The organism is Pseudomonas sp. zfem002 (assembly GCF_032621685.1).
Lineage (GTDB): Bacteria > Pseudomonadota > Gammaproteobacteria > Pseudomonadales > Pseudomonadaceae > Aquipseudomonas > Aquipseudomonas japonica.
The window spans coordinates 1-22465 of the sequence record NZ_JAVYJH010000045.1 but is presented as its reverse complement, the minus strand read 5'-3'; the positions used below and the strand labels follow the sequence as shown (position 1 = coordinate 22465).

21 protein-coding genes and 1 pseudogene are annotated in these 22465 nt (G+C 65.0%); 12 read left to right on the top strand and 10 right to left on the bottom strand.

Annotated elements, in window-relative coordinates; genetic code table 11:
- The first annotated feature begins 665 nt into the window (after positions 1–665).
- The 3 genes from RTI28_RS29495 (at position 666) to RTI28_RS29485 (ending at position 2389) form a co-directional block, all read left to right on the top strand.
- Positions 666–1550 carry an EamA family transporter gene (locus tag RTI28_RS29495; RefSeq protein WP_316923763.1) on the top strand — a complete coding sequence of 295 codons (885 nt, stop codon included), beginning with the start codon at positions 666–668 and terminating at the stop codon, positions 1548–1550.
- Positions 1551–1692: 142 nt separating this feature from the next.
- Positions 1693–1884, top strand: a complete 192-nt coding sequence (locus RTI28_RS29490; RefSeq protein ID WP_316923762.1) for a hypothetical protein — start codon at positions 1693–1695, stop codon at positions 1882–1884.
- A gap of 208 nt (positions 1885–2092) precedes the next feature.
- Entirely contained in the window at positions 2093–2389 is a 297-nt protein-coding gene (locus tag RTI28_RS29485) for a hypothetical protein (protein ID WP_316923761.1), read from the top strand.
- A 64-nt stretch (positions 2390–2453) separates the two neighbouring features.
- Here the strand turns inward: RTI28_RS29485 and RTI28_RS29480 are convergent, their stop codons facing one another.
- From RTI28_RS29480 to RTI28_RS29460, 5 genes are all read right to left on the bottom strand, one after another.
- Positions 2454–2873 (bottom strand): group II truncated hemoglobin, encoded by a 420-nt coding sequence (locus RTI28_RS29480; protein ID WP_316923760.1) that lies wholly within the window; start codon positions 2871–2873, stop codon positions 2454–2456.
- Positions 2874–2985: 112 nt separating this feature from the next.
- Positions 2986–3318, bottom strand: a complete 333-nt coding sequence (locus RTI28_RS29475) for a hypothetical protein (RefSeq protein WP_316923759.1) — start codon at positions 3316–3318, stop codon at positions 2986–2988.
- A 449-nt stretch (positions 3319–3767) separates the two neighbouring features.
- Positions 3768–4316: a cupin domain-containing protein gene (locus RTI28_RS29470; RefSeq protein ID WP_009408871.1), complete on the bottom strand. Its 549-nt coding sequence runs from the start codon at positions 4314–4316 to the stop codon at positions 3768–3770.
- A gap of 177 nt (positions 4317–4493) precedes the next feature.
- Positions 4494–5687, bottom strand: coding sequence for an MFS transporter (locus tag RTI28_RS29465; protein WP_316923758.1), 1194 nt, complete (start codon positions 5685–5687; stop codon positions 4494–4496).
- A gap of 197 nt (positions 5688–5884) precedes the next feature.
- Positions 5885–7141, bottom strand: a complete 1257-nt coding sequence (locus tag RTI28_RS29460; RefSeq protein WP_316923757.1) for an OprD family porin — start codon at positions 7139–7141, stop codon at positions 5885–5887.
- A gap of 176 nt (positions 7142–7317) precedes the next feature.
- Between RTI28_RS29460 and RTI28_RS29455 the strand changes: the two genes are divergently transcribed.
- Together RTI28_RS29455 and ppnN are read left to right on the top strand one after the other, a co-directional pair.
- Positions 7318–8526, top strand: a complete 1209-nt coding sequence (locus RTI28_RS29455; RefSeq protein ID WP_316923756.1) for a Bcr/CflA family multidrug efflux MFS transporter — start codon at positions 7318–7320, stop codon at positions 8524–8526.
- Positions 8527–8700: 174 nt separating this feature from the next.
- Positions 8701–10074, top strand: coding sequence for a nucleotide 5'-monophosphate nucleosidase PpnN (ppnN, locus tag RTI28_RS29450; RefSeq protein ID WP_316923755.1), 1374 nt, complete (start codon positions 8701–8703; stop codon positions 10072–10074).
- Positions 10075–10195: 121 nt separating this feature from the next.
- Here the strand turns inward: ppnN and RTI28_RS29445 are convergent, their stop codons facing one another.
- Positions 10196–10630: a hypothetical protein gene (locus RTI28_RS29445; RefSeq protein WP_316923754.1), complete on the bottom strand. Its 435-nt coding sequence runs from the start codon at positions 10628–10630 to the stop codon at positions 10196–10198.
- Between the two features lie 135 nt (positions 10631–10765).
- On the opposite strand from RTI28_RS29445, the gene RTI28_RS29440 reads away from it, so the two are divergent.
- Positions 10766–11053: a hypothetical protein gene (locus RTI28_RS29440; RefSeq protein ID WP_316923753.1), complete on the top strand. Its 288-nt coding sequence runs from the start codon at positions 10766–10768 to the stop codon at positions 11051–11053.
- Between the two features lie 80 nt (positions 11054–11133).
- Here the strand turns inward: RTI28_RS29440 and gstA are convergent, their stop codons facing one another.
- Entirely contained in the window at positions 11134–11739 is a 606-nt protein-coding gene (gene gstA, locus RTI28_RS29435; RefSeq protein WP_316923752.1) for a glutathione transferase GstA, read from the bottom strand.
- A gap of 132 nt (positions 11740–11871) precedes the next feature.
- On the opposite strand from gstA, the gene RTI28_RS29430 reads away from it, so the two are divergent.
- Together RTI28_RS29430 and RTI28_RS29425 are read left to right on the top strand one after the other, a co-directional pair.
- Entirely contained in the window at positions 11872–12762 is an 891-nt protein-coding gene (locus tag RTI28_RS29430; protein WP_316923751.1) for a LysR family transcriptional regulator, read from the top strand.
- A 236-nt stretch (positions 12763–12998) separates the two neighbouring features.
- Entirely contained in the window at positions 12999–14144 is a 1146-nt protein-coding gene (locus tag RTI28_RS29425; protein WP_410479051.1) for a CBS domain-containing protein, read from the top strand.
- Here RTI28_RS29425 and RTI28_RS29420 read toward each other — a convergent pair.
- Both RTI28_RS29420 and RTI28_RS29415 read right to left on the bottom strand, forming a co-directional pair.
- Positions 14141–15004: a LysR family transcriptional regulator gene (locus RTI28_RS29420; protein WP_316923750.1), complete on the bottom strand. Its 864-nt coding sequence runs from the start codon at positions 15002–15004 to the stop codon at positions 14141–14143. The two genes, RTI28_RS29425 and RTI28_RS29420, sit on opposite strands and share 4 nt — an antisense overlap.
- Positions 15005–15219: 215 nt before the next feature.
- The gene (locus RTI28_RS29415) at positions 15220–16704 is read right to left on the bottom strand and encodes an aldehyde dehydrogenase family protein (RefSeq protein ID WP_316923749.1); all 1485 of its coding nucleotides are present in this window, start codon (positions 16702–16704) and stop codon (positions 15220–15222) included.
- Between the two features lie 259 nt (positions 16705–16963).
- On the opposite strand from RTI28_RS29415, the gene RTI28_RS29410 reads away from it, so the two are divergent.
- The 4 genes from RTI28_RS29410 (at position 16964) to RTI28_RS29395 (ending at position 22113) form a co-directional block, all read left to right on the top strand.
- Complete coding sequence (locus tag RTI28_RS29410; RefSeq protein ID WP_316923748.1) at positions 16964–18133, top strand: p-hydroxyphenylacetate 3-hydroxylase oxygenase component; 1170 nt, start codon at positions 16964–16966, stop codon at positions 18131–18133.
- 71 nt (positions 18134–18204) lie between these two features.
- The gene (locus RTI28_RS29405; protein WP_316923747.1) at positions 18205–19149 is read left to right on the top strand and encodes a p-hydroxyphenylacetate 3-hydroxylase reductase component; all 945 of its coding nucleotides are present in this window, start codon (positions 18205–18207) and stop codon (positions 19147–19149) included.
- Between the two features lie 126 nt (positions 19150–19275).
- Positions 19276–21369 (top strand): TonB-dependent siderophore receptor, encoded by a 2094-nt coding sequence (locus RTI28_RS29400; RefSeq protein ID WP_316923746.1) that lies wholly within the window; start codon positions 19276–19278, stop codon positions 21367–21369.
- 33 nt (positions 21370–21402) lie between these two features.
- Entirely contained in the window at positions 21403–22113 is a 711-nt protein-coding gene (locus RTI28_RS29395; RefSeq protein WP_316923764.1) for a DUF4198 domain-containing protein, read from the top strand.
- 258 nt (positions 22114–22371) lie between these two features.
- Here RTI28_RS29395 and RTI28_RS29390 read toward each other — a convergent pair.
- Positions 22372–22465, bottom strand: a pseudogene (locus RTI28_RS29390) (VOC family protein); the annotation flags it as partial.

Below are 22465 nucleotides of genomic sequence, written 5' to 3'. Positions count from 1 at the left end.
TCACGCTCAGGCCTTGATCAACAATCATCTTGCAGACCTGGAGTTTGAACTCGGTGGTGAATCTTCTGTACTTCTTGGTCATCGGGGGTACTCCTCAGTAGGGGGATTCTCCCTAATTGAGGTGTCCGGAGCCATTAGACCAGCACACCCTCAAGATCGAGCGCCGCCCGCGCGGCGCATCGCGGATGAGTCCGCTCCCACATTTGTTGCAACGTGCCATGGCCTGTGGGATTTGGGTTGTCAGCCTTTGTTTTTTCGGCGATGTATCGTGGGGAGGCTGCTGGATTCGACTCGATATCGAGTCGACCACAAAAGGCGGTCAACCATGGCCTGTCAGGCATAGGCACGTTGCAACCAATGTGGGAGCGGATTCATCCGCGATGCGCCGCGCGGGCGGCGCTCGATCTTGAGGGCGCTGTAAGGCTCAAGACAGGCACCTGGTGGCCTTGATGCGATTTCCCGCCAGGCTTCCCGAGAGCTGTAGATACCCATGCAGCCATAAGGCCCGCATCATCTGCCTCATTTCAGCCCCAAGCGCTGCACCGCGGTGCACACCGACGACCCCGGTTTAACCCAACCCGCCACCCAGCCCCCCGCGCCGTGGCAGCTGCCGCGGCAATGACGATATGATGTTTCAAATTATTACGTATGGAGCTGGGGGGAAAATGCCACTCAAGGATCTGCTGTTGGCACTGGTGGTGATCGTCGCCTGGGGCCTCAACTTCGTGGTGATCAAGGTCGGCCTGGATGGCCTGCCGCCGATGTTGCTGGGGGCCCTGCGCTTCGTTCTGGTAGCGATTCCGGCGGTGTTCTTCATCCGTCGTCCACAGCTGCCATGGCGCTGGCTGATCGCCTACGGTTCGACCATCTCCCTCGGCCAGTTCGCCTTTCTCTTCGAAGCCATGCACAACGGCATGCCGCCGGGGCTGGCGTCGCTGGTCCTGCAGTCGCAGGCGTTCTTCACCATGATCTTCGCCGCGGTCTTCCTCGGCGAGCGCCTGCGCGCGGCCAGTGTGCTGGGCCTGCTGGTGGCGGCTGGCGGGCTGGCGCTGATCGGCAGCGAGAACGGCAGCCACGTCCCCCTGTTCGCGCTGCTCCTGACCCTCTGCGGCGGTGCCTGCTGGGCCATGGGCAACATCATCACCCGGCGCTTCGGCAAGATCGATCTGGTCGCCCTGGTGATCTGGGGCGCGCTGATTCCGCCGCTGCCGTTCTTCGCCCTGTCGTGGTACCTGGAAGGGCCGGCGCTGATCGAAGCGTCGCTGCGCAACATCGGCCTGCACTCGATCCTGGCCCTGATCTACCTGGCGGCGATCGCCACCATGCTCGGCTACGGCCTGTGGAGTCGCCTGCTGTCGCGCTACCCGGCGGGCAAAGTGGCACCCTTTTCGCTTCTGGTTCCGGTAGTGGGGCTGACCTCGTCGGCCTGGCTGCTGGATGAGCGCTTGAGCGCGATCCAGTGCTGGGGCGGTGTGCTGGTGATGCTCGGGTTGCTGATCAATGTGTTCGGGCCGCGCCTGCGCGAGGTGCTCCGGACGGCGCAAGCCTGAGTTCGTTGCCGCCTGTCGGGGATCCTGCCCAGTGACCAGTCGGTCTGCAAATGTCCGGCTAGTCTCTCAACCATTGAGATCGCTATTTTCAGGTTCTCCGCTGGAGAGTCGGTAGCGGTCGATTTCAGAGGGGAACAGGAACATGAAGGATCAATTTCTCGAAGACCTCGGCGACGAATTTCCCATCAATGCCGTGGTGCGTTGTGGTCAGTCCGCCTTCCGCCTGGGCTTTGCCCACATGACCCTGGACGATGCCCAGGGCACCTTCAAGGCGAGGACGCCGGCCCGCGCGGAAAGTCGCCGATTCCTTCCCGCCGCCCTGCCGAAACGCTGAAACCGATGCCCTTCGGGGCATTCGCGGCAGTTTCGTCACGCATTGTCCGACAGCTGTTCGGGTGTTTGCCCAAAGCGCCGACAGGTACGCGATTTGTGCCAATTGATGGTGCTTTGCTTGACCTTGCTCATTGCGCCGGCGCTCGGCGCTGGAGAAGGGGGGCAATCTGTGCCTTACTTGGGCACGCTAATTCCAGTGGAGGACAGCAATGCGTATCAGGGAAGAAAAGTACTGGGAATGGGCGGATGCCATGCTGCACAGCCGCAGTCACGACGAAGTGCTCAGTGACGGTACCAGCATCGATGTCCAGGTCAGGCTTTCGCGCACCGGCGCGACCCAGCTTTTCCTCGGTGTCTATGCTCGCCACGGCAAGGCCTTGCTCGAGGAGTACTACCCGGCGCGGCCCAGCGAGAGCATGAGTCGAGCGCTGGTCTGGGGTGTCGATCGGGCCCGGGCGCTGGTCGTCGGACTGCACCCGGAGGAGACGATGGCCTTGCAGGCATAACCGAATCGCAACGCAAGAACCGCCGCGGCAATGACTGCCCCGGCGGTTTTTTCTTGTCCGCGAATCAGTGCCCGTGACGGGCGCGGCTGGCCTGGACGATGCGCTGCGCTGGCACGCGCAGTTGGGTCAGCAGGTACTCGGCGAACGCCGCGCAATAGTCCTGGCGGGCAATGGCCTGGGCCATGCAGTCGAGCCAGATCCGCGCGTGGTCTTCGTTCATCGGCCATTGCGCATGGAACGACGGGATGCCGATCGGGCCGTAGCGCTCGGCGAACAGCCTGGGGCCGCCGAGCCAGCCGCTGAGAAAGCAGGTCAGCTTGTCCCGCGACAGGCTCAGGTCGGCGCCATGCATGCGCCGCACCGCCTGGGCGGCGGGGTCCTGGTCCATGATGTCGTAGAAGTCGTCCACCAGACGGCGCAGGCCGTCGAGGCCGCCGGCGGCCTGGTAGGACGCATCGGCGTTGCCGAATACGGGGCTGGTCATGGCGAAGGGGCTCCGGGGAAAAGCCGCATCTTACCCGCAAGGCCTGGCGATGGATTGATCGCGGACATGAAAAAGCCCGGCCTTTTGGGCCGGGCTCGATAAAGCGGACAACTCAGCAGAGGCGGTCGATGACCTGGACGCCCTGGCCGTCACGCAGTGCTGGCCATTCCTGCTGCAGGGTGGCCAGGACGCGACCGACGAACTGGGTGTCGGCGGCGGCCTTCTTGCCGACGTAGCCCTGGCCGCGACGGTACATCTTCAGGCGGGCACGCATGTTCGGCTTGCGTTGTTCGAATTCGCTTTCCGCGGTGCAGGCCCCCAGGCCTTCGATATGCACACCACCTGCATCGCAGATCCAGAGAATGTGGCTGTCGAGGCTGTCTTTGCGCGCTGCGAACAGTTTGGCCAATTCTTCGATGGTCGGTTTTTCGTTCAGGTTCATCATTTAAAGCCCCCATGACTCTTCAGTATTGATTTCTCTTCTGGCGCCACATGTGTAGCGCACTACCAAGGCTGCTACAGCAGCATCGCAACAGGGGCTTTCTTCACTCTGCCTTTTGGACAGTCCCACTCCACGGACGACCCGAAAACCACTCGAGCCGTCTGGAACACCCTTGCCAGCGCTCCCGATCAGGGAGACGGCCTCATCATGCAAGAGCTCGACGAACGGCGTCAACGGTTTTGTAGTGATTTTTTCTTAGCACTACAAAATTCTTTTCTGACAGCCTGCAAAGGCTGCAAGGTGACTGATGGGTCAGTCGGATTGTCTGGCAAAAGGCGTGGCAGAGGGCTTGCGGAAAAGCGCGGGCAGCAGCGCAGGCGACGGCGTGCCGGCGGCAGCGTCTGCTGGATAAGGGAGAAGCGGCGGTCGCGAGGCAGGACCGCCGGGGGGAATCAGAAGTTCGCCGGGGTGTTGGCGCTGATGATCTCGGCCTCGTCCTGGCCGATGTTCTTGAAGCTGTGGGGCAGGGTGGTGGGGAAGTAGTAGCCGTCACCGGAATTGAGGATGCTCACCTGGCCATCGACGCGCAGTTCGATGGTGCCACGGGTCACCAGGCCGCATTCCTCGCCTTCGGCGTGGACGATCGGCTCTTCGCCGGAGTCGGCACCGGGGGCGTACAGTTCGCGCAGCATGCGCATCTGCCGGCCTTCGACGCTGGCGCCGACCAGCAGCATGCGCATGCCGCTGCGACCCAGGTCGGGCTGTTCGGCGGCGCGGAAGACGAAGCGTTCTTCCCGTGGCGGTTCGTCGAAACTGAAGAACTCCGCGAGCGACATGGGGATGCCTTCGAGCAGCTTTTTCAGGGAACTGACCGAGGGGCTGACGCGATTCTGCTCGATCTGCGAGATCGTCGAGTTGGTCAGGCCGCTGCGTCGGGCCAGTTCCCGTTGGGAGAGCTTGTTGCGTTCACGCACCAGTCTGAGTCGTGTCCCCGTGTCCATAGCCGCCTTGGTGTGTCAGAAATAATGGGCGACGCATTAAAACACACTCGCACGGGGCTGTCCGGACTGCCTGAGCCCCTTGTAGGAGCTGGCTTGCCTGCGAAGGACCGCGCAGCGGTCCCCGATAGCGCTGAGGTCTGGGACCGCTAGCGCGGTCCTTCGCAGGCAAGCCAGCTCCTACAGGGGAGCGGGCCTGGTTGACCAAAGTCCAACCAGCAGCAGCAATACGGCCGCCACCAGGTACGGCAGGCGCGCATCCAGGGTGTAGATCAGCGTCCCGGCCAGCGGCCCGATCACCACGCCCAGGCCCTGCACCGCGCCGATGGAGCCTGCAGTCGCCCCTTGTTCCGAAGCTTCCACGGCATTCGCCGCCAGCGCCGCGAAGGCCGGGAAGACCCAGCCCATGCCGCTGGCGCTGACGAAGTAACCCAGCGCCAGCACGGTTGCGCTGTCGGCCAGGGCGCTGAGCAGGAAGCCCAGGGCTGCGATGCTGGCTCCGACGCGGATCATCCGCAGTGGCGGCCATTGCACTTTGCGCACCAGCAACTGCGAGCAGATCAGCGCCACGCCGACCATGGTCAGCGCCACACCCGCGGCCTGGGCGGCGGCTTCGGGCTCCAGGGCCAGACGGTCGAGGGCGAAGAAGCCGACGGTGATCTGCGCCAGGGACACGCAGAGCATGGCGACAAAGGCCACCACCAGCGGCCGGCGCAGGCGCGGGTCGCTCAGGTGTACCGGGCGTGGCGGCTGGGCCAGGTGCAGTTCCTGGTGCTGCAGTTTGCTGCGCAGCACCAGCACCGCCAGCAGCGGCAGGATGGCCAGGGCGTACATCGGCAGGCTCAGGCTGAAACGCGCCAGCAGCGCGGCGAGGGCCGGGCCGAGGACCAGGCCGACGGCGTTGGCCGCACCCAGCGAGGCCAGCGCCCTGGCCCGCTGCTGCGGCTCGACGTTGTCGGCGATCAGCGCATTGCTGCCCACCGGCAGGGCGGCGTAGAAGGCCCCGATGGCACCCCGGCCGAGCATCATCCCGACAAAGGCGATCGAGGCCGGTGGCAGCCAGCGCAGGGCGCCATCGATGAACAGGCACAGGGCCCAGTAGGCGAGGGTGAAGCCGCTGGCGCCGAGCAGGAGGATGCGCCGGCGGCCATAGCGGTCGCTGGCGCGGCCCCAGGGGCGGGCGAGGAGCATCCAGATCACCCCGGACACGGTCATCGCCGCACCGGCCTGCCAGGGGGCCAGTTGCAGGACATGGGCGATCGGGCCGATCAGCGAAACGAAGGCCATCATGGCGATGGTGCAGGCCATGTGGGCGAAGAGCAGGGGGCGGATGTCGAAGGTGGTGTGGGGCGGAGGCACCTGGGCTGTGGTCATGGGGCGGTCCGGGAGGGCTGGTTTTCGTGGTGGTCGTGGAGGCCTCATCGCGGGCAACGCCCGCTCCTACAGGCGAGGACAACCCAGCACCTTGTGGGAGCGGGCATTGCCCGCGATGAGGCCGGAAAGACTGGCGATTGTGCCCCGGTCTGGTGCAGGAATTGAAGATAAAAACCGTATTTACGCTTTTATTTCGCTCACCACAGCGCCACGGTGTACCCCAGAATCAGCCGGTTCTCATCGATATCCGTGGTCAACCCGCCACTGGAGCGGAACGTCGCATTGCGCAGGCGCACGCTGAAATTCTTCAGCGGCCCGTTCTGCACCACATAGGCGATATCGGTGTCGCGTTCCCATTCCTTGCCGCCGCTGACGCTTGCCGTCTCGATGTTGCGGCCGTTCACGTAGCGGGTCATGAAGCTCAGGCCGGGCAGGCCGAAAGCGGCGAAGTTGTAGTCGTAGCGCGCCTGCCAGGCATCGGTCTCGGCCTTGGTGAAGACGTTCACCGTGACCAGGTTGACCGAATACGGGTCCAGCCCCGGGTAGGCGAAATCGCCGTCGCCGGAGAGGTTCTGGTAGCCCAGGCCGAATTTGTGCGCGCCGACGCCCAGGGTCAGCATGCCGTTGAAGAAACGGTTGTCGATCTTGCCGCCATCGAGCCGGGATGCCGAGCGCAAGGCATCCTGGCCGCTCTCGCGGGTGTCGAAGTAGCGCAGGTCGCTGCGCAGGTTGACCCCGTCGCCCAGCGGCAGGTCGTGCACCAGGCCGGCGTAGTGCTGGCGGTAGATGTCCTGCATCTGCGCGTAGTAGTAGCTCACGACCAGGCGCGGGGTCAGGCTGTAGGTCCCGCCGGCGAGGTCGAGGTGGCTGCTCTCCACCCCGGCATAGCTCATCTCGTCGTTGCTGGAGGAGTCGCGCAGGTTCTGCTTGTCCAGGCGCCCGACGTTGAGGGTCAGGCCGTCGATGTCCTGCGAGGTGAGCAGGCCGCCGCTGTAGGTCGAGGGCAGCAGGCGCACGTCGTTGATCGCCGCCACCGGCAGGGCCGGCTGCAGGGTGCCGAGCTTGAGGGTGGTCTTGCTGATCCGCGCCTTGGCGGTCAGGCCCAGTTCGCTGAAATCGTCCACCGGTTCCTGGCTGGCGCCGAAAGGCAGCAGGCCGGTGCCGCGGCGGTCGCGGCTGGAATCGAGCTTGACGCCGAGCTCGCCCAGGGCATCGACGCCGAAGCCGACGCGGCCTTCGGTGAAGCCCGATTCCAGGCGCAGGATGAAGCCCTGGGCCCACTCCCGCGCCTGGCTCTGCGGCGCATGGCTCTGACGGAAATCGCGGCTGAAGTAGAAGTTGCGGGCTTCCAGGCTGCCCTTGCTGTCGTTGATGAAGTCGGCCTGGGCGAAAACGGGAGCGAGAACGGTGCATAGGCCTGCACCGGCTGCGCAATAGCGACGGGAACGTGACATCGATGGCATACCTTTTGTTTTTGTTTTGGCGTGTACTTCAGGGCCAGGCCCGCCTCTGGCGAGCTGATTTATAGTTAACATGTTATCTTTTGTTTCGTGAAGTCCTTTTGGCAAATGGCCAGATAAATTTAAGATATTAACTTTATGCCCGATTCTTCCCTGTTTCCGGAGCCCCGATGAGCCCTACTTCCAATCCGGGGCGTCTGATCGTCCTGCTCGCCGCGCTGGTGGCCTTCGCGCCGCTGTCGATCGACACCTATCTGCCCAGCCTGCCGGCCATTGCCAGCGACCTGGGCGCCGATGCCGCCCATGTACAGCTGACCATCAGCCTGTTCCTCGCCGGCCTGTGCCTGGGCATGCTGGTCTACGGGCCGCTGTCCGACCGCTACGGGCGCCGGCCGCTGCTGCTCGGCGGCATGGGCCTGTACCTGCTGGCGACGGTGGGCTGCATGTTCGCCGGCTCGGTGGAGCAACTGGTGGCCTGGCGTTTCTTCCAGGCCCTCGGCGGGGCGGCGGCGTCGGTGCTGGCGCGGGCCATCGTGCGTGACCTGTTCCCCCTTGGCGAAGCGGCGAAAGTGCTGTCGCTGATGCACCTGGTGACCATGCTCGCAACCCTGGTGGCGCCGCTGCTGGGCAGCCTGCTGATGGACCTCAGCGGCTGGCGCACGGTGTTCCTGGCGTTGCTGCTGTTCTGCGCGATCTGCCTGCTGGCCTCGGCCTGGAAGATCAGCGAGACCCATGCCCCGGAGCAGCGGGGCGAATCGCTGGGCAAGGTCTTTCTCGCCTACTGGCAGATCGCCAGGCAGCCGCTGGCCCTGGGCTACATCCTCTGCATGGGCCTGGCCTTCGGCGGCATGTTCGCCTTCATCACCGCCTCGCCATTCGTCTACATGGAGTATTTCGGCGTGTCCCCCCGCGGCTACGCCTGGCTGTTCGGCCTGAATATCGCCGGGATCATCGTCATGACCCTGATCAACGCGCGTTTCGTCGGGCGCCTCGGGCCGCTGCGCATGCTCGCGTTGGGCGCCTCGCTGGCCGGCGTCGCGGCGCTCGGCCTGCTGGCGGCGGGGCTCGGTGGCTGGGGCGGGCTGGCGCTGATCGTCGCCTGGGTGGTGCTCTACGTCAGTGTCACCGGGCTGCTCGGCGCCAACTGCGTGGCCAGTCTGCTGGCCTTGTATCCGCGTCAGGCGGGGGCCGCGGCGGGGCTGGCGGTGGCCTGTCAGTTCGCCCTCGGCGCGGGCTTTTCCGCGACGGTCAGCGCCCTGGCCGACGGCACGCCACGGCCGATGTGCCTGACCCTGGCCGTCGCCGGGCTGGGTTGCCTGTTGTGCTACGGCCTGATCGCCCGCCGCAGTCGTCGGCAGGCTGTCAGCCAGACGGCCTGAAGCCCGTACGAAGAGTCATCGACAGTCTTCGGAAGCGTCCATACTCAGTGAACCCCCGGTGCGTTTGCCTGACGCCCGGGCACCTGTTACAAACAGGTGCGAGACCCGCGCGTGCGGCGTTCACAACAGCGGTGCCACTGTGGTTCGCAGGCACCGAACAGCATGGAATCCAGAATGACCCAAAGACAGGTAATCAATGCTTCGGTCGCCCCCAAGGGTAGCCTGGAGACGCTTTCCCAACGTGAAGTCCAACAATTGAGCCAGGCCGGCTCGGGCAGCATGTACAGCCTTTTCCGCCAGTGCGCCCTGGCGATCCTCAACACCGGCGCCCATGTCGACAATGCCAAGACCATCCTCGATGCCTACAAGGACTTCGAGGTCCGTTTCCACCAGCAGGACCGCGGTGTGCGCCTGGAACTGCTGAACGCCCCGGCGGACGCCTTCGTCGATGGCGAGATGATTGCCAGTACCCGGGAAATGCTCTTCAGCGCCCTGCGCGACATTGTCTACACCGAGAGCGAGCTGGACCGCCTGAACATCGACCTGGACAGCTCCCAGGGCATCACCGACTACGTCTTCCAGTTGCTGCGCAACGCGCGCACCCTGCGTTCCGGCGTCGAGCCGAAGCTGGTGGTGTGCTGGGGCGGGCACTCGATCAGCAGCGAGGAATACCAGTACACCAAGAAGGTCGGCCACGAGCTGGGCCTGCGCAAGCTGGACATCTGCACCGGTTGCGGCCCGGGCGTGATGAAGGGGCCGATGAAAGGCGCCACCATCGCCCATGCCAAGCAGCGCATGAGCACTGGCCGCTACCTGGGCCTCACGGAACCGGGGATCATCGCCGCCGAGGCGCCGAACCCGATCGTCAACGAGCTGGTGATCCTGCCGGACATCGAGAAGCGCCTGGAAGCCTTCGTCCGCGTCGGCCACGGCATCATCATCTTCCCCGGCGGCGCCGGCACCGCCGAGGAGTTCCTCTACCTGCTGGGCATCCTCATGCACCCGGACAACCGCGACCTGCCGTTCCCGGTGATCCTCAGCGGACCGCGCAGCGCCGAGCCGTTCCTGCAGCAGTTGCATGCGTTCATCGGCGCGACCCTGGGCGAGGCGGCGCAGGGCCTGTACCAGATCATCATCGACGATCCGGTCGAGGTGGCGCGGGTGATGACCGAGGCGTTGAAGCAGGTGAAGCAGTTCCGTCGCGAGCGCAACGATGCCTTCCATTTCAACTGGCTGCTGAAGATCGAGGAGGGCTTCCAGCGCCCGTTCGACCCGACCCACGCCAACATGGCCAGCCTGCAGCTGAGCCGGTCGCTGCCGCCGCATGAGCTGGCGGCGAACCTGCGCCGGGCGTTTTCCGGGATCGTCGCCGGCAACGTCAAGGACAAGGGCATCCGCTTGATCGAGGAGCATGGACCGTACGAGATCCATGGTGATGCGCAGATCATGGGGCCGCTGGACAAGCTGCTGCAGGCGTTCGTCGAGCAGCACCGGATGAAGTTGCCCGGTGGGGCGGCCTATGTGCCTTGCTATCGGGTTGTGAGCTGAGACTGTTGGGGGCCGCTGTGCGGCCCTTCGCAGGCAAGCCAGCTCCTACAGAAGCCATGTCGCGCATCCCTTGTAGGAGCGTGGCTTGCCCGCGAAGGACCGCAAAGCGGTCCCCGTTGCCTTAGGCGAAGTCGCCCTCGACCATCAATTGCAACCCACCCTCCACTTCTCTCGCCAGCCCGCTGGCCAGCAACAGCGGCTTCACCCGCACCTGCAGGCTCGGCTCGACGAAGGTCTTGATCGCCTGCAGATCCAGGGTGCCATTGCCCGGCATCTCTTCCTTGTTGTACGACAGCCAGGCGCTTTTCAGCTTGGCCAGCACGTCGGCAGCGGTGGTGATTGCAAAACGCCGGTTCAGCGGGATGCCATTGAATTCGAAGGTGTGGGCGAAGGCATAGGCACTTTCGTCGTTGCCGCTTTCCTGGCAGCGCGCGCAGGCGCAGCGGCCATCACCGAAGGCATTGCTCAGGTAGGTGTTGAAGTCCACCACGGGCTTCAGGCTCAGGCGCTTGTCGACTTCGAACAGGTCACCGGTCAGTTTGGCTTCGGCACTCAAGGTCATCTCCTTTGCGGTCGTGCGGATTCAGCCGGGCACGATACCAGTGCAAAGGCCGCCGCGCTCGCTTTCGTGATGGCCGGCCCTGGCTTATCCTGTACGGCCTTTCGATCGCGCCCATTCCGGAGCCCCCGCATGCACAAGTACACCGCCACCGTAACCATCAGCGCCGAGCAGCGCGACGACGTCGAAGCCGTCGAGAACTCTGGCGTGCAGGTCTCCCTGGAGGCGGTCTCGGAAACCCTGAAGAAGGTGCACTTCAACGGCACCCTGGCCGCCCCGGACAACCCGACCCATATCTGCGTGACCCTGGAAAACGGCCTGACCTACTACGGCGAGATCGTCAACGGCCACGCCGAGCTGGAATACGGCTGGATCGCCTTCGAGTCGGACATGCTGACCCCCGAAGAACTGGGGCTGTAAACGCCAGCGCTGAAGTGCAGTTCTTCGGCGACAGCGAGCAAGCAGCGCAGACGCCGAAATCCCATCACGCCCTCTCGTCGCTACTGCAAAGCTTCGGCCCGTAACGCGGCCTGCACGGCAGGCCGGGCGCCGACCCGCTTCACATAGGCCGGCAGCGCGGGCCAGCGGCTGAGGTCGATAGAGAAGAACTTGCACCAGCCCAGCACGGTGAACAGGTAGGCATCGACCACGCTGAACGCTGCACCCGCCAGATAGTCCTGCCGAGCCAGGGTGTCTTGCAGGAAGTCGAACCGCTTGAACAGCTTTTCGCGGAAGAACTCCCGGGCCTGCTCAGGCAGCGCCGCGTTGAACAGAGGGGCTGAACCTGCATGGATCTCGCTGGTGACGAAGTTCAGCCACTCTTGCAGGCGCACCCGTTCCCATGTGCCCGCAGCCGGTGCCAGCCCGCTTTCCGGCTTGAGGTCGGCCAGATATTGCACGATGGCCGGGCCTTCGGTCAGAACCTGGCCGTCGTCCAGCTCCAATGCGGCCACATAGCCCTTTCGATTGATACTGCGGAAGTCGCTGCCGTCTGCGGTCTGCTTGGTCTTGTTGTCCACCTTGACCAGATCGAACGGCAAGCCAAGTTCGCGCAGGACGATATGCGGGGACAGCGAGCAGGTGTAAGGGGCGTAATACAGCTTCATAAGGACTCCAGGGAAAGTTGACAACCCGTCGCACCGCACATTGCTTGGCGCTGCATAACAGTGTGTTTGCCGAGGATTGCGCTGTTAAATTAATGTTTAATTTCTTATGTATTAGCTGAGCTACTGAAACATATGATGAACCTCTTGCACTGGCGCTTGCTGGTGGCTGTGGCTGATGCGGGCAACATTTCGCGCGCCGCCGAGCGCGTGGGCATCACCCAATCGGGAGCCAGCCAGGCCATCGCACAGTTGGAAGCTGCACTGGGATTTCAAGTGTTCGCCCGCGAGCGGCGGTATATCGGCGTGACGGCCTTGGGCGAGCAGGTCATTGAGCATGCGCGGGCGATGCTGGAGCGGCTGGACGCGATCCGTGTCCTGGCAGATCACAGCCGCGGCCTCAACGGTGGGCGCATCCGGCTGGCGAGCTTTCCATCGGTGATTTCGACGCTGCTGCCCGGTCTGCTGCGCGACTTTCAGCGCCGCCATCCCGGCATTGAACTGGTGGCGCTGGAAGGCACGGATGAGGAAGTGGAAGACTGGCTGGCTGCTGGAACCGTGGAGTTGGGTGTCGTGCTTAACCCTGCGCCCGGCCGCGCTGCGGCGATAGTGGGGCGGGATGCCTGGGTCGCGGTGCTGCCGACCACTCATTCGCTGGGTCGCCGTGCCAGCGAGAGCGGGGTCACCCTGCAAGAACTGGCCGCGCAGCCCTTCATCCTCGCCACGGGCGGTTGCGCCATAAACGGGCAAAGCCTGATGACACAAGCGGGCCTGTACCTGTCGGACGTGCGGGTGACAGTGCGTGATTGGGCCAGCGCCTGCGTGCTGGTGCGCGAAGGCATGGGCGTGGCGCTGGTGCCCGAATCGACTTTGCCCGATGAGCAGCGTGGCCTGCGCGTAATGCCGCTGCTGCCAGCCGTCCACCGCGAGTTCGGCTTGGTGTGCTCGGAAACCGGGAAGAATTCACGGCCGACACAAGCTCTGCTAGAGGGGCTAGGCAAGAATACGGGCGTTCCCGCTGAGTAGCCTTGGATGAGAGCTCGGGCGATAAAGGTGCTGTGACTGCACCATTTTGTGACACTGCAAAAAAAATGCACTAAAACAGCACTTTTTTGCGTTTGAGCAAAGGGCCGGTTTTCCCCAGACTGCCGAGCAATCTTTCCATCTCCAAGGAAGGAGCCCTTTGTGTATTGCCCTCGCGATACAGGTCCGCCCGCTGTTGGGCGGGCTTCTCTTGTTCAGCACAGGTGCCTGGTCGTCACATGTCTAGTGGTTTGAGTCGCTGGTTCGATCGCTTCATCCCCGCTGCGTTGCACACCCCTCCCAAAGAATGGTTTCGCGCTGCCTTCGGTGCCCTGCTGGCGCTGGCGCTGGCGGGAAGCGCCTGTACCTGGCTGTTCGGCAGTGCCGCCGCGCTGCACCTGATGGCACCGCTGGCGGCGTCCACGGTGCTGTTGTTCGCCGTGCATTCCGGGGCGCTGTCGCAGCCCTGGCCGTTTCTCGCCAGCTATGTCTGCGCCGCGGCGGTGGGCATCGGCCTGCACCACCTGCTCGGCCCGGGCCTGCTGGTGGCGGGGGCCGCGCTGCTGCTGGTGATCCTGCTGATGTGCCTGCTGCGTTGCCTGCATCCGCCGGGCGCGGCGCTGGCGGTGAGCCTGGCCCTGGCCGATCCGTCGCTGGCGGCCATGGGCGCGCGGGTGATCGAGCCGGTGATGCTCAATGTGCTGATCGTCCTCGCCGTGGCGGTGGGCTACAACCGCCTGACCGGGGTGCTCTATCCGAAGATCGGCGTGCCGCGCAAGGCCGCCCATGGCACCGCCGACCAGCCGGCCAGCGAGCGCGTGGGCGTGAGTGGCAAGGATCTCGACCAGGCCCTGGACGACCTCGGCGAGTTCGTCGATGTCACCCGCGACGAACTGGAGCGGATCATCCTCGCCACCGAGCGGCATGCCGTGCAGCGCAGCCTGGGCGGCATCACCGCGGCCAGCGTGATGTCCCGCGACGTGCAGTTCGCCACGCCCGAAACCACCCTGGCGCAGGCCTGGAAGCAGCTCGCCAGCCATCACCTGAAGAACCTGCCGGTGCTGGATGACGGCGGCAGGCTGGTGGGTATCGTCAGCCTCAGCGACCTGGTCGGCCCGGCCATGGCGCAGGCGCGGTTTGGCTGGCGCAACCTGTTCGGTCGCGCGAAACCCGTGACCCTGGCGCAGATCATGAGCGAGCCGGTGATTACCGTGGACAGCCACCGCCAGGCGGTGGAGCTGATCCCGCTGCTCTGCGACCGCGGCCTGCACTGCCTGCCGGTGCTGGAGGCGGGCAAGGTGGTGGGGGTGGTGACCCAGACCGACCTGATCGCCGCCCTCAGTCAGCACCTGTTGGCGCAGGAACGCCTGGCCAGGGCGGCCTAGATCAGCGGATCCCAGCGCTGCGACCAGTCGGCGTCGCGCGCGACCACTTCGCGCAGCAGGGCGAACGCCTGGCGCAGCTCCGCCGAATCCCGCTCGCGGGGATACACCAGCCAGGTCGGGTAGGGGAATTCCGGGGCCTGCGCGACCCGCCGCATGACGCCGCGTTCCAGGTAGCTCTGCACCACCCGGGTGCGGAAATAGCCACTGCCGCCGTGTTCGAGGATGTACTGCAGGGCCAGCGGGCCGAGGTTGAAGCTCAGCGCCGGGCGCGAGCACTCCGGCAGCGCCTCGTCATGCAGGCGGCGAAAGGCCTCGCCCCAGTCGATGTACACGTAGGGCTCGGGGTTGCGGGTCAGTTCGATGCGGATCAGTTTTTCTTCCAGCAATTGCTCGACCTGCAGGCCAGGGCTGTAGATCGGCTGATAGACCAGCGCTGCGTCGAGCGCCCCGGTTTCCAGTTTGTGCAGCAGGGTCTCGCTGTCGTTGACCTCGCTGCGGATGGCGTGCTCGGGGAGGTTTTCGTGCAGCACCCGGACCCAGTCCAGCATCAGCGGGTTGCACAGGCTGACCTCGCCGCCGATGCGCAGCACCTGGCGGCGCCCGTCGGGCAGCGGCAGGTCGCGGCGCGCGGCTTCCCAGGTGTACAGCAGTTGCGTGGCGTAGGGCACGAAGGCCTCGCCGTTGGGCGTCAGGCTGGCGCCGGCGCGGCTGCGGATGAACAGGGTGCTGTCCAGTTGCTGTTCGAGTTTCTGCACCCGCGCGCTGATGGCGGTCTGGGTCAGGTGCAGGCGTTCGGCGGCGGCGACCAGGCTGCCGCTGCGCACGATTTCAAGGAAGGTCCGGGCCAGCTCGATGTCCATGGGGCAACCTGGAGGAGGGGAGAGCGGGCCATTCTAGAGGTTTCGGGGCTGTAGAGATCAGTGTGGGAGCGGATTTATCCGCGATTGGGCGCGAAGCGGCCATAAAACCTGAGTGCACGGTGTATCAGGTAGATACGGGATTCAGGTTTTACGACGGCTGCGCCGCCGATCGCGGATGAATCCGCTCCCACAGGGGATCGCAGGGATCTGAAGAATCAGTAGCGAATCATCACCGACTTCAACTCGGTGTAATCCTCGATGAACGCCCCACCGAACTCCCGGCCCACCCCCGAGGCCTTGATCCCGCCGAACGGCACCGCCGGATCCAGCAGGGTGTGCATGTTGACCCACAGCGTACCGGCCTGGATCTGCGGAATCAGGCGCATGGCCTTGCCCAGGTCGTTGGTCCACAGGCTGGCGCTGAGGCCGAACGGGCTGTCGTTCATCAGCGCGATCAACTCTTCCTCGCTGTCATAGGGCAGGAAGGTGGCCACCGGGCCGAAGGTCTCTTCGGTCAGCAGGCTGTCCCGGGCCGAGTTGGCGAGGATCACCGTCGGCTCGACATAGCAGCCCGGGCCGTCGATCAGCTTGCCGCCGTGCAGGATCCGGCAGTTTTCCGCGCGGGCCTTGGCGAACAGCTGGCCGAGCTTGGCCTGGTGCTGCTTGTTGGTGACCGGGCCGAATTCGGCGCTTTCATCCAGTGGCGAGCCGATCTTCAACTGGCCCAGGCGTTCGCACAGGCGCTGGGTGATCGCGTCGATCTGCGAGCGGTGCACATAGAAACGCTCGGCCGCGGCGCAGATCTGCCCGGAATGCAGGAAGCCCGCCTCGATGATCCCGGCCACGGCCTTCTCCACATCGACATCCGGGAGGAAGCCGGCGGCGTTCTTGCCGCCCAGTTCCAGGGTGGCGCGGGTCAGGTTGGCGGCCATGGCGGTCTGGCCCACGGCGAGGCCGGTTGGCACGGAACCGGTGAACGACACCTTGTCGGTGTGCGGGTGCTCGATCAGCGCCTTGCCGACGCCGCCGGCCCCGGTCACCACGTTCAGCGCGCCCGCCGGCAGGCCGGCTTCCACCGCCAGCTCGGCGATGCGCAGGATGGTCAGCGGGGTGAATTCGCTCGGCTTGATGATCACGCTGCAACCGGTGACCAGCGCCGAGGCCAGTTTCCAGATGGCGATCATGGTCGAGAAGTTCCACGGCACGATGCCCACCACCACGCCGATCGGCTCGCGCAGGGTGAAGGCGGTGTATTGCTCGCCGTTGAACGAGGGCAGCGACGGGGTGATGGTCTCGCCGCCGATCTTGGTCGCCCAGCCGGCGTAGTAGCGCAGGAAGTGCGCGGCCTGGTCGACTTCGAAGTTGCGCGAGATCTGGATCAGCTTGCCCGACTGCAGGGTCTCGATCTGCGCCAGTTCCTCGCGGTTGCGTTCCAGCAGGTCGGCGAGTTTCAGCAGCACGCCGCCACGCACCGCCGGGGCGGCCTTGGACCAGTGGGCGAAGCCCTGGCGCGAGGAGGCCACGGCGGCATCGATATCGGCCTGGCTGGCTTCGCCGACGCGGCTGATGACTTCGCCGCTGGCCGGGTCGATCACCTCCAGGTGACGGCCGCTGCCGGCGACCCGCGCCTGGCCATCGATGAACAGGCCGTGGTCGCGTTGAAGGAAGGCCTGGACGGCGGGCAGAAGGGAAATGCTCATGTCGGATGTACCTGTGAAAGAGGCAAAGCCGCACCCTAGCGCAGCCCCGCGCGGGTGACTTGACTGTGCCTGCCATGGGGCCATGACCGGGTCTGCCAGACAGCCGGTCGCCCGTTGGGCGCGCGCCATGGAAAGTACAATTTTGTCTGTGGAAGGTGCATTTTCAGCGTGTCAGACGTTTCCCATACTGGCCCCGAATCCGCCGCAGTCGCTGCCACCGGTAGTTCTGTCGGACACCCAATAATAAGCAGGGCCTCCCATGAAAAAGCCAAACCCGCTGCTCGAAGACCTCAAGTCGGTACTGCCGGCCATCGCCGCCAATGCCCCGCGTGCCGAAAAGGAGCGCATGGTCCCCGCCGAGAACATCGCCCTGCTCAAGGGCATCGGTCTGCACCGTGCCTTCCTGCCCAAGGCCTATGGCGGCATGGAGATCTCCCTGCCGGAGTTCACCGACTGCATCGCCCTGCTGGCCGGTGCCTGCGCCAGCACCGCCTGGGCCATGAGCCTGCTGTGCACCCACAACCACCAACTGGCCATGTTCCCGGCCAGGCTGCAGGAGGAAATCTGGGGCGTGAACCCGGACCACACCGCCTCCAGCAGCATCGCCCCGTTCGGGCGTGTCGAGGAAGTCGAAGGCGGCCTGCTGTTCAGCGGCGAAATGGGCTGGAGCAGTGGTTGCGACCACGCCGAATGGGCCATCGTCGGCTGCCGCCGGGCCAATGCCGAAGGCACCCAGGACTATTGCTTCGCCGTGCTGCCGCGCAGCGACTACGAGATCCGTGACGACTGGCATGCCGCCGGCATGAAGGGCAGCGGCACCAAGACCCTGATCATCGACAAGGCCTTCGTCCCCGAACACCGTATCCAGAAAGCCAAGGACATGATGGAAGGCAAGTCCGCCGGCTTCGGTCTGTACCCGGACAGCAAGATTTTCTACACCCCATACCGTCCGTACTTCGCCGTCGGTTTCGCCACCATCAGCCTGGGCATCGCCGAGCGCATGCTGGAGGCCTTCCGCGAGAAGACCAAAAACCGTGTGCGCGCCTACACCGGGGTCAGCGTCGGTGCCGCCACGCCAGCGCTGATGCGCCTGGCCGAATCGACCCACCAGGTCGCCGCCGCCCGTGCCTTCCTCGAAAAAACCTGGCAAGACCACGCCGACCACGGCGTGCGCAAGGAGTACCCGAGCCGCGAAACCCTGGCCTTCTGGCGCACCAACCAGGCCTACGCGGTGAAGATGTGCATCCAGGCCGTCGATCGCCTGTACGAAGCTGCCGGCGGTACTGCCTGGTTCGAGAGCAACGAGCTGCAACGCCTGTGGCGCGACTCGCACATGACCGGTGCGCACGCCTACACCGACTACGACGTCTGCGCGCAGATCCTCGGCCGTGAGCTGATGGGCCTCGATCCCGATCCAAGCATGGTCTGATCCGCGACCGTTCTTCTCTCTCGCATAACAACAAATCACGGTTGCCCGCTGGGGCAGCCGGGGAGTCTTGCATGTCCAACGAAACCACAGCGGCCTTCGACAGCCGCGCCTTCCGCCGCGCCCTGGGCAACTTTGCCACCGGCGTCACCGTGGTCACCGCCGACGATGGCCAGGGCAACAAGGTCGGCGTCACCGCCAACAGCTTCAACTCGGTGTCCCTGGAGCCGGCGCTGATCCTCTGGAGCCTCGACAAGCGTTCCACCAGCCTCACGACCTTCGAGGCGGCCAGTCACTTTGCGGTGAACATTCTCGCCGCCGACCAGATCGACCTGTCCAACAACTTCGCCAGGCCGCGCGACGACCGCTTCGCCGGTATCCCGCACCAGGCGGGTGCGGGCGGGGCGCCGATCCTGCTGGACTGCTCGGCAAACTTCCAGTGCGAGAAGTACCAGATCCTCGACGGTGGCGATCACTGGATCATGATCGGCAAGGTGGTCTGCTTCGAGGACTGCGGGCGATCGCCGCTGCTCTATCACCAGGGTGCCTACTCCATGGTCCTGCCGCACACGCGCATGACCCGCCGCGAGGAAGGCCAGCCGCCGAGCAGCAATTTCCAGGGGCGCCTGAGCCACAACCTGTATTACCTGATGACCCAGGCGCTGCGTGCCTACCAGAGCAGTTATCAGCCGCGGCAGCTGTCCAGCGGGCTGCGCACCAGCGAGGCGCGGATGCTGATGGTGCTGGAGAACGACGCCGGGCTGAACCTCAGCGACCTGCAGCGCGAAGTGGCGATGCCGGCGCGGGAGATCGATGAGGCGGTGGCCAATCTCAAGCGCAAGGGCCTGGTCTGCGACAGCGAGGCCGAAGGGCATGTGCGCCTGACCGTCAGCGGCATCGACCAGACCGAGGCACTGTGGACCATTGCCCGGGAGCAGCAGGACAAGGTGTTCGGCGAGTTCAGTGAAGAGCAGATCGAGACGTTCAAGACCGTGCTCAAGGCTGTGATTCGCGGGTGACCTGATTGGGGCCGCAAAGCGGCCCCAAACCCATTCAACCCCAATCTAACTGATCCCCTACAAACTCGATGGTGTCATTCTGCTTTTAAGTTGTTATGTTATTACATAAATAACTCAGGAGCCCCCATGAACTACCCCATTGGAAGGTTGTACCTCGGCCTGTCCGCGGGCCTGCTCGGCCTGCCCGCACTGGCCCAGGAACCCGTGCTGCTGGACGCCGTCAGCGTCACCGAACGCCGCCTCGAAGAGCGCGCCGATGGCCCGGTGCAAGGCTATCGCGCCACCCGCTCGGCCACCGCGACCCGCACCGACGCCGATATCCGCGACACCCCGCAAGCCATCAGCGTGGTCCCGGCGCAGGTCATCGAAGACCTCAACAGCACTCGTATCGACCGGGCCCTCGATTTCGCCGGCGGCGTGTCGCGGCAGAACAACTTCGGCGGCCTGACCTTCCTCAACTACAGCGTGCGCGGCTTCACCACCGGCGAGCTGTACAAGAACGGCTTCGCCATCAACCGCGGCAGCTACAGCGCGCCGGACACCTCGGCGATCGAGCGCATCGAGGTGCTCAAGGGCCCGGCCGCCAGCCTCTATGGCCGCGGCGATCCCGGCGGGCTGGTGAACATCGTCGGCAAGAAGCCCCAGGCCGAGGCCTTCACCACCGTCAAGGCCAGCGCCGGCAGTTGGGACCGCTATCGCAGCAGCCTCGACGTCAACACCCCGCTGAGCGAAGACGGTCGCGTGCTGTCGCGGGTCAACATGGCGCTGGAAGACAACGGCAGCTTCCGCGATCACGTCGATGGCCGCCGCGCCATCGTCAGCCCGTCGCTGAGCTGGCAACTGACACCGGACACCCTGCTGTCCATCGACACCGAGTTCTCCCGCACCGAATCGGTATTCGACCGCGGCATCCCGGCGATGAATGGCGAGCTGGGGCCGGTCCCGCGCTCGACCTTCCTCGGCGAGCCCGACGACGGCCGTATCCGCAACGACAACCAGACCCACGACCTGGCCCTGGAGCACTACCTCGACGACCACTGGAAGCTGCGCCTGGCCAACCACTACACCCAGGGCACCCTGCGCGGGAACAGCTCGGAAACCTCTCGGGTGGTGGGCGATCGCATCAGCCGCTTCTACCGCGAGCGCGATTTCGAGTGGAACGACAACATCACCCAGGCCGAGCTGCACGGTCAGTTCGACTGGGCCGGCTGGCAGCACCAGACTCTGATCGGCCTGGAGTACGAGAACTACCGCAACAGCCAGAAATACCCGCAGAGCGTCACCGGTTTCGGCTACGGGCTGGATATCTACAACCCGGTCTACGGCCAGGCCAAGCCGCCGCTGGTCAATCCCAACGACTTCTTCGAGCACACCGAGAGCTATGCCCTCAACCTGCAGGACCAGATCGCCTTCAGCGAGCGCCTGCGCGGGTTGCTCGGGGTGCGCCTGGAGCAGGTCGAGCAGACCGCGCTGAACCGCACCACCCGGGTCAGCAACACCCAGGAAAAGGACGTGGTCACGCCGCGGCTCGGCCTGCTCTATCAACTCACGCCGCAGGTCGGCGTGTTCGCCAATGCCTCGACCTCGTTCAAGCCCAACGCCATCGGCACCCGCGGCCAGGTGTACAAACCGGAGAAGGGCATCGGCTACGAGACCGGGCTCAAGCTCGACCTGTTCGACAGCCGCATCGGCGCGACCCTGGCGCTGTTCCATATCGACAAGGAAAACGTCATCACCACCGATGCCTTCGGCGACAGCATCGCCGCCGGCAAGGCGCGCAGCCAGGGTGTCGATCTGCAGTTCAGCGGGCAGCTGACCGACGCGCTGCGGGTGATCGGTGCCTATGCCTACATAGACGCGGAGGTGACCAAGGGGGATGCGGCCCTGCCCAAGGGCAGCGACCTGCTCGGCATTCCCCGCCACAGCGGCAGCCTGATGGCGGTCTACGAGTTCCAGGACGGGGCGTTGCGCGGTTCCGATTTTGGCGCTGCGGCCAACTATGTCGGCGAACGCTCCGGCCAGGCCGGCAGCAGTTTCCGTCAGCCGTCCTACAGCACCGTCGACCTGCTGGCCCACTACAAGGCCAGCGAGCAGCTCAGCTTCGGCCTGAACCTGAACAACCTGTTCGACCGCAAGTACTACGAGCGGGGCTACAACGCGGCCTGGAACATGCCCGGCGATCCGCGAAACCTCAGCCTCAGCCTGACCTATTCCCTCTGACACCGATAAGGACACGCAATGAATGTACGACTGATGCCCTGGCTGCTGGCCGGCCTGCTCGCCACTGCCGGCACTGCCCAGGGGCATGGCCTGTGGACCGAAGAACGCCGCGGCGCGATCGAGGTGGTGTATGGCCATGGTGCCGAGGACAGCGCCTTCAAGGCGCAGAAGATCAAGAGCGCCTGGGCCTGGGACGGGCAGGGGCGGCAGATCCCGGTGAGCGTCGAGCGCCTGGCCGACCATGCCCGCCTGCAGCCGCTGCGCGCGCCGGCGGGGGTGGCGGTGGCGCTGGACAATGGCCCCTGGTCGCAGACGCCGGACAAGCAATGGGTGAACGAGGACCGCAGCAAGGTGCGTGATGCGATTAGCTCGATTCATACCTGGAAGTACAGCCTGGCGATCTACCAGCAAGGCGCGCAACTGCCGCCCCTGAAGGCGCTGCGCCTGGTGATCGTGCCGCAGGTCGATCCGCTCAAGGTTGGGCCGGGCAAGGCGTTGCCGGTGCGGGTGTTGCTGGATGGCCAGCCGCTGGCGGGGGTGGAGCTGATCGGTGATTACCGCGGCGCGCCGCATCAGGTGGCGGCCACCACCGACAGCGAAGGGCGGGCCAGCGTGGTGGTGCGCAATGAAGGCCTGAACATCATCGCCGCCAGCGTGACCCGGCCCCTGGCCAAGGAGGCGCCGACGGCGGAGGAGGGGTTGTTCACCTCGCTGACGTTCCTGGGCGAGCCGCATCACGAGTAGGGCGAAAGGCCTTGAATCGCCGCGATCCCCCGTAGGAGCGTGGCTTGCCCGCGAAGGACCGCGTAGCGGKGAGGAGGGGTTGTTCACCTCGCTGACGTTCCTGGGCGAGCCGCATCACGAGTAGGGCGAAAGGCCTTGAATCGCCACGCTCCTACGAGGAAGGTGGCGCAATGTTGTATCTGTTTATCCCACTGGCGTACACAACTCCACCAGGATCCCCACGCTCCTACGAGGAAGGTGGCGCAATGTTGTATCTGTTTATCCCACTGGCGTACACAACTCCACCAGGATCCCCGCCGGACACCTGACCCACGACACCGTCTGCCCCCACGGCTTGACCTGCGGTGCCTTC

Excerpts from the sequence above, each read along its gene's own strand:
- RTI28_RS29415 (WP_316923749.1), bottom strand. The coding sequence starts at position 16,704 with ATGAGCATTTCCCTTCTGCCCGCCGTCCAGGCCTTCCTTCAACGCGAC.
- RTI28_RS29455 (WP_316923756.1), top strand. The coding sequence starts at position 7,318 with ATGAGCCCTACTTCCAATCCGGGGCGTCTGATCGTCCTGCTCGCCGCG.
- RTI28_RS29490 (WP_316923762.1), top strand. The coding sequence starts at position 1,693 with ATGAAGGATCAATTTCTCGAAGACCTCGGCGACGAATTTCCCATCAAT.
- RTI28_RS29475 (WP_316923759.1), bottom strand. The coding sequence starts at position 3,318 with ATGATGAACCTGAACGAAAAACCGACCATCGAAGAATTGGCCAAACTG.
- RTI28_RS29440 (WP_316923753.1), top strand. The coding sequence starts at position 10,766 with ATGCACAAGTACACCGCCACCGTAACCATCAGCGCCGAGCAGCGCGAC.
- RTI28_RS29400 (WP_316923746.1), top strand. The coding sequence starts at position 19,276 with ATGAACTACCCCATTGGAAGGTTGTACCTCGGCCTGTCCGCGGGCCTG.
- ppnN (WP_316923755.1), top strand. The coding sequence starts at position 8,701 with ATGACCCAAAGACAGGTAATCAATGCTTCGGTCGCCCCCAAGGGTAGC.
- RTI28_RS29420 (WP_316923750.1), bottom strand. The coding sequence starts at position 15,004 with ATGGACATCGAGCTGGCCCGGACCTTCCTTGAAATCGTGCGCAGCGGC.
- RTI28_RS29430 (WP_316923751.1), top strand. The coding sequence starts at position 11,872 with ATGATGAACCTCTTGCACTGGCGCTTGCTGGTGGCTGTGGCTGATGCG.
- RTI28_RS29405 (WP_316923747.1), top strand. The coding sequence starts at position 18,205 with ATGTCCAACGAAACCACAGCGGCCTTCGACAGCCGCGCCTTCCGCCGC.
- RTI28_RS29470 (WP_009408871.1), bottom strand. The coding sequence starts at position 4,316 with ATGGACACGGGGACACGACTCAGACTGGTGCGTGAACGCAACAAGCTC.
- RTI28_RS29465 (WP_316923758.1), bottom strand. The coding sequence starts at position 5,687 with ATGACCACAGCCCAGGTGCCTCCGCCCCACACCACCTTCGACATCCGC.
- RTI28_RS29425 (WP_410479051.1), top strand. The coding sequence starts at position 12,999 with ATGTCTAGTGGTTTGAGTCGCTGGTTCGATCGCTTCATCCCCGCTGCG.
- RTI28_RS29485 (WP_316923761.1), top strand. The coding sequence starts at position 2,093 with ATGCGTATCAGGGAAGAAAAGTACTGGGAATGGGCGGATGCCATGCTG.
- RTI28_RS29395 (WP_316923764.1), top strand. The coding sequence starts at position 21,403 with ATGCCCTGGCTGCTGGCCGGCCTGCTCGCCACTGCCGGCACTGCCCAG.
- RTI28_RS29480 (WP_316923760.1), bottom strand. The coding sequence starts at position 2,873 with ATGACCAGCCCCGTATTCGGCAACGCCGATGCGTCCTACCAGGCCGCC.
- RTI28_RS29410 (WP_316923748.1), top strand. The coding sequence starts at position 16,964 with ATGAAAAAGCCAAACCCGCTGCTCGAAGACCTCAAGTCGGTACTGCCG.
- RTI28_RS29495 (WP_316923763.1), top strand. The coding sequence starts at position 666 with ATGCCACTCAAGGATCTGCTGTTGGCACTGGTGGTGATCGTCGCCTGG.
- RTI28_RS29460 (WP_316923757.1), bottom strand. The coding sequence starts at position 7,141 with ATGTCACGTTCCCGTCGCTATTGCGCAGCCGGTGCAGGCCTATGCACC.
- gstA (WP_316923752.1), bottom strand. The coding sequence starts at position 11,739 with ATGAAGCTGTATTACGCCCCTTACACCTGCTCGCTGTCCCCGCATATC.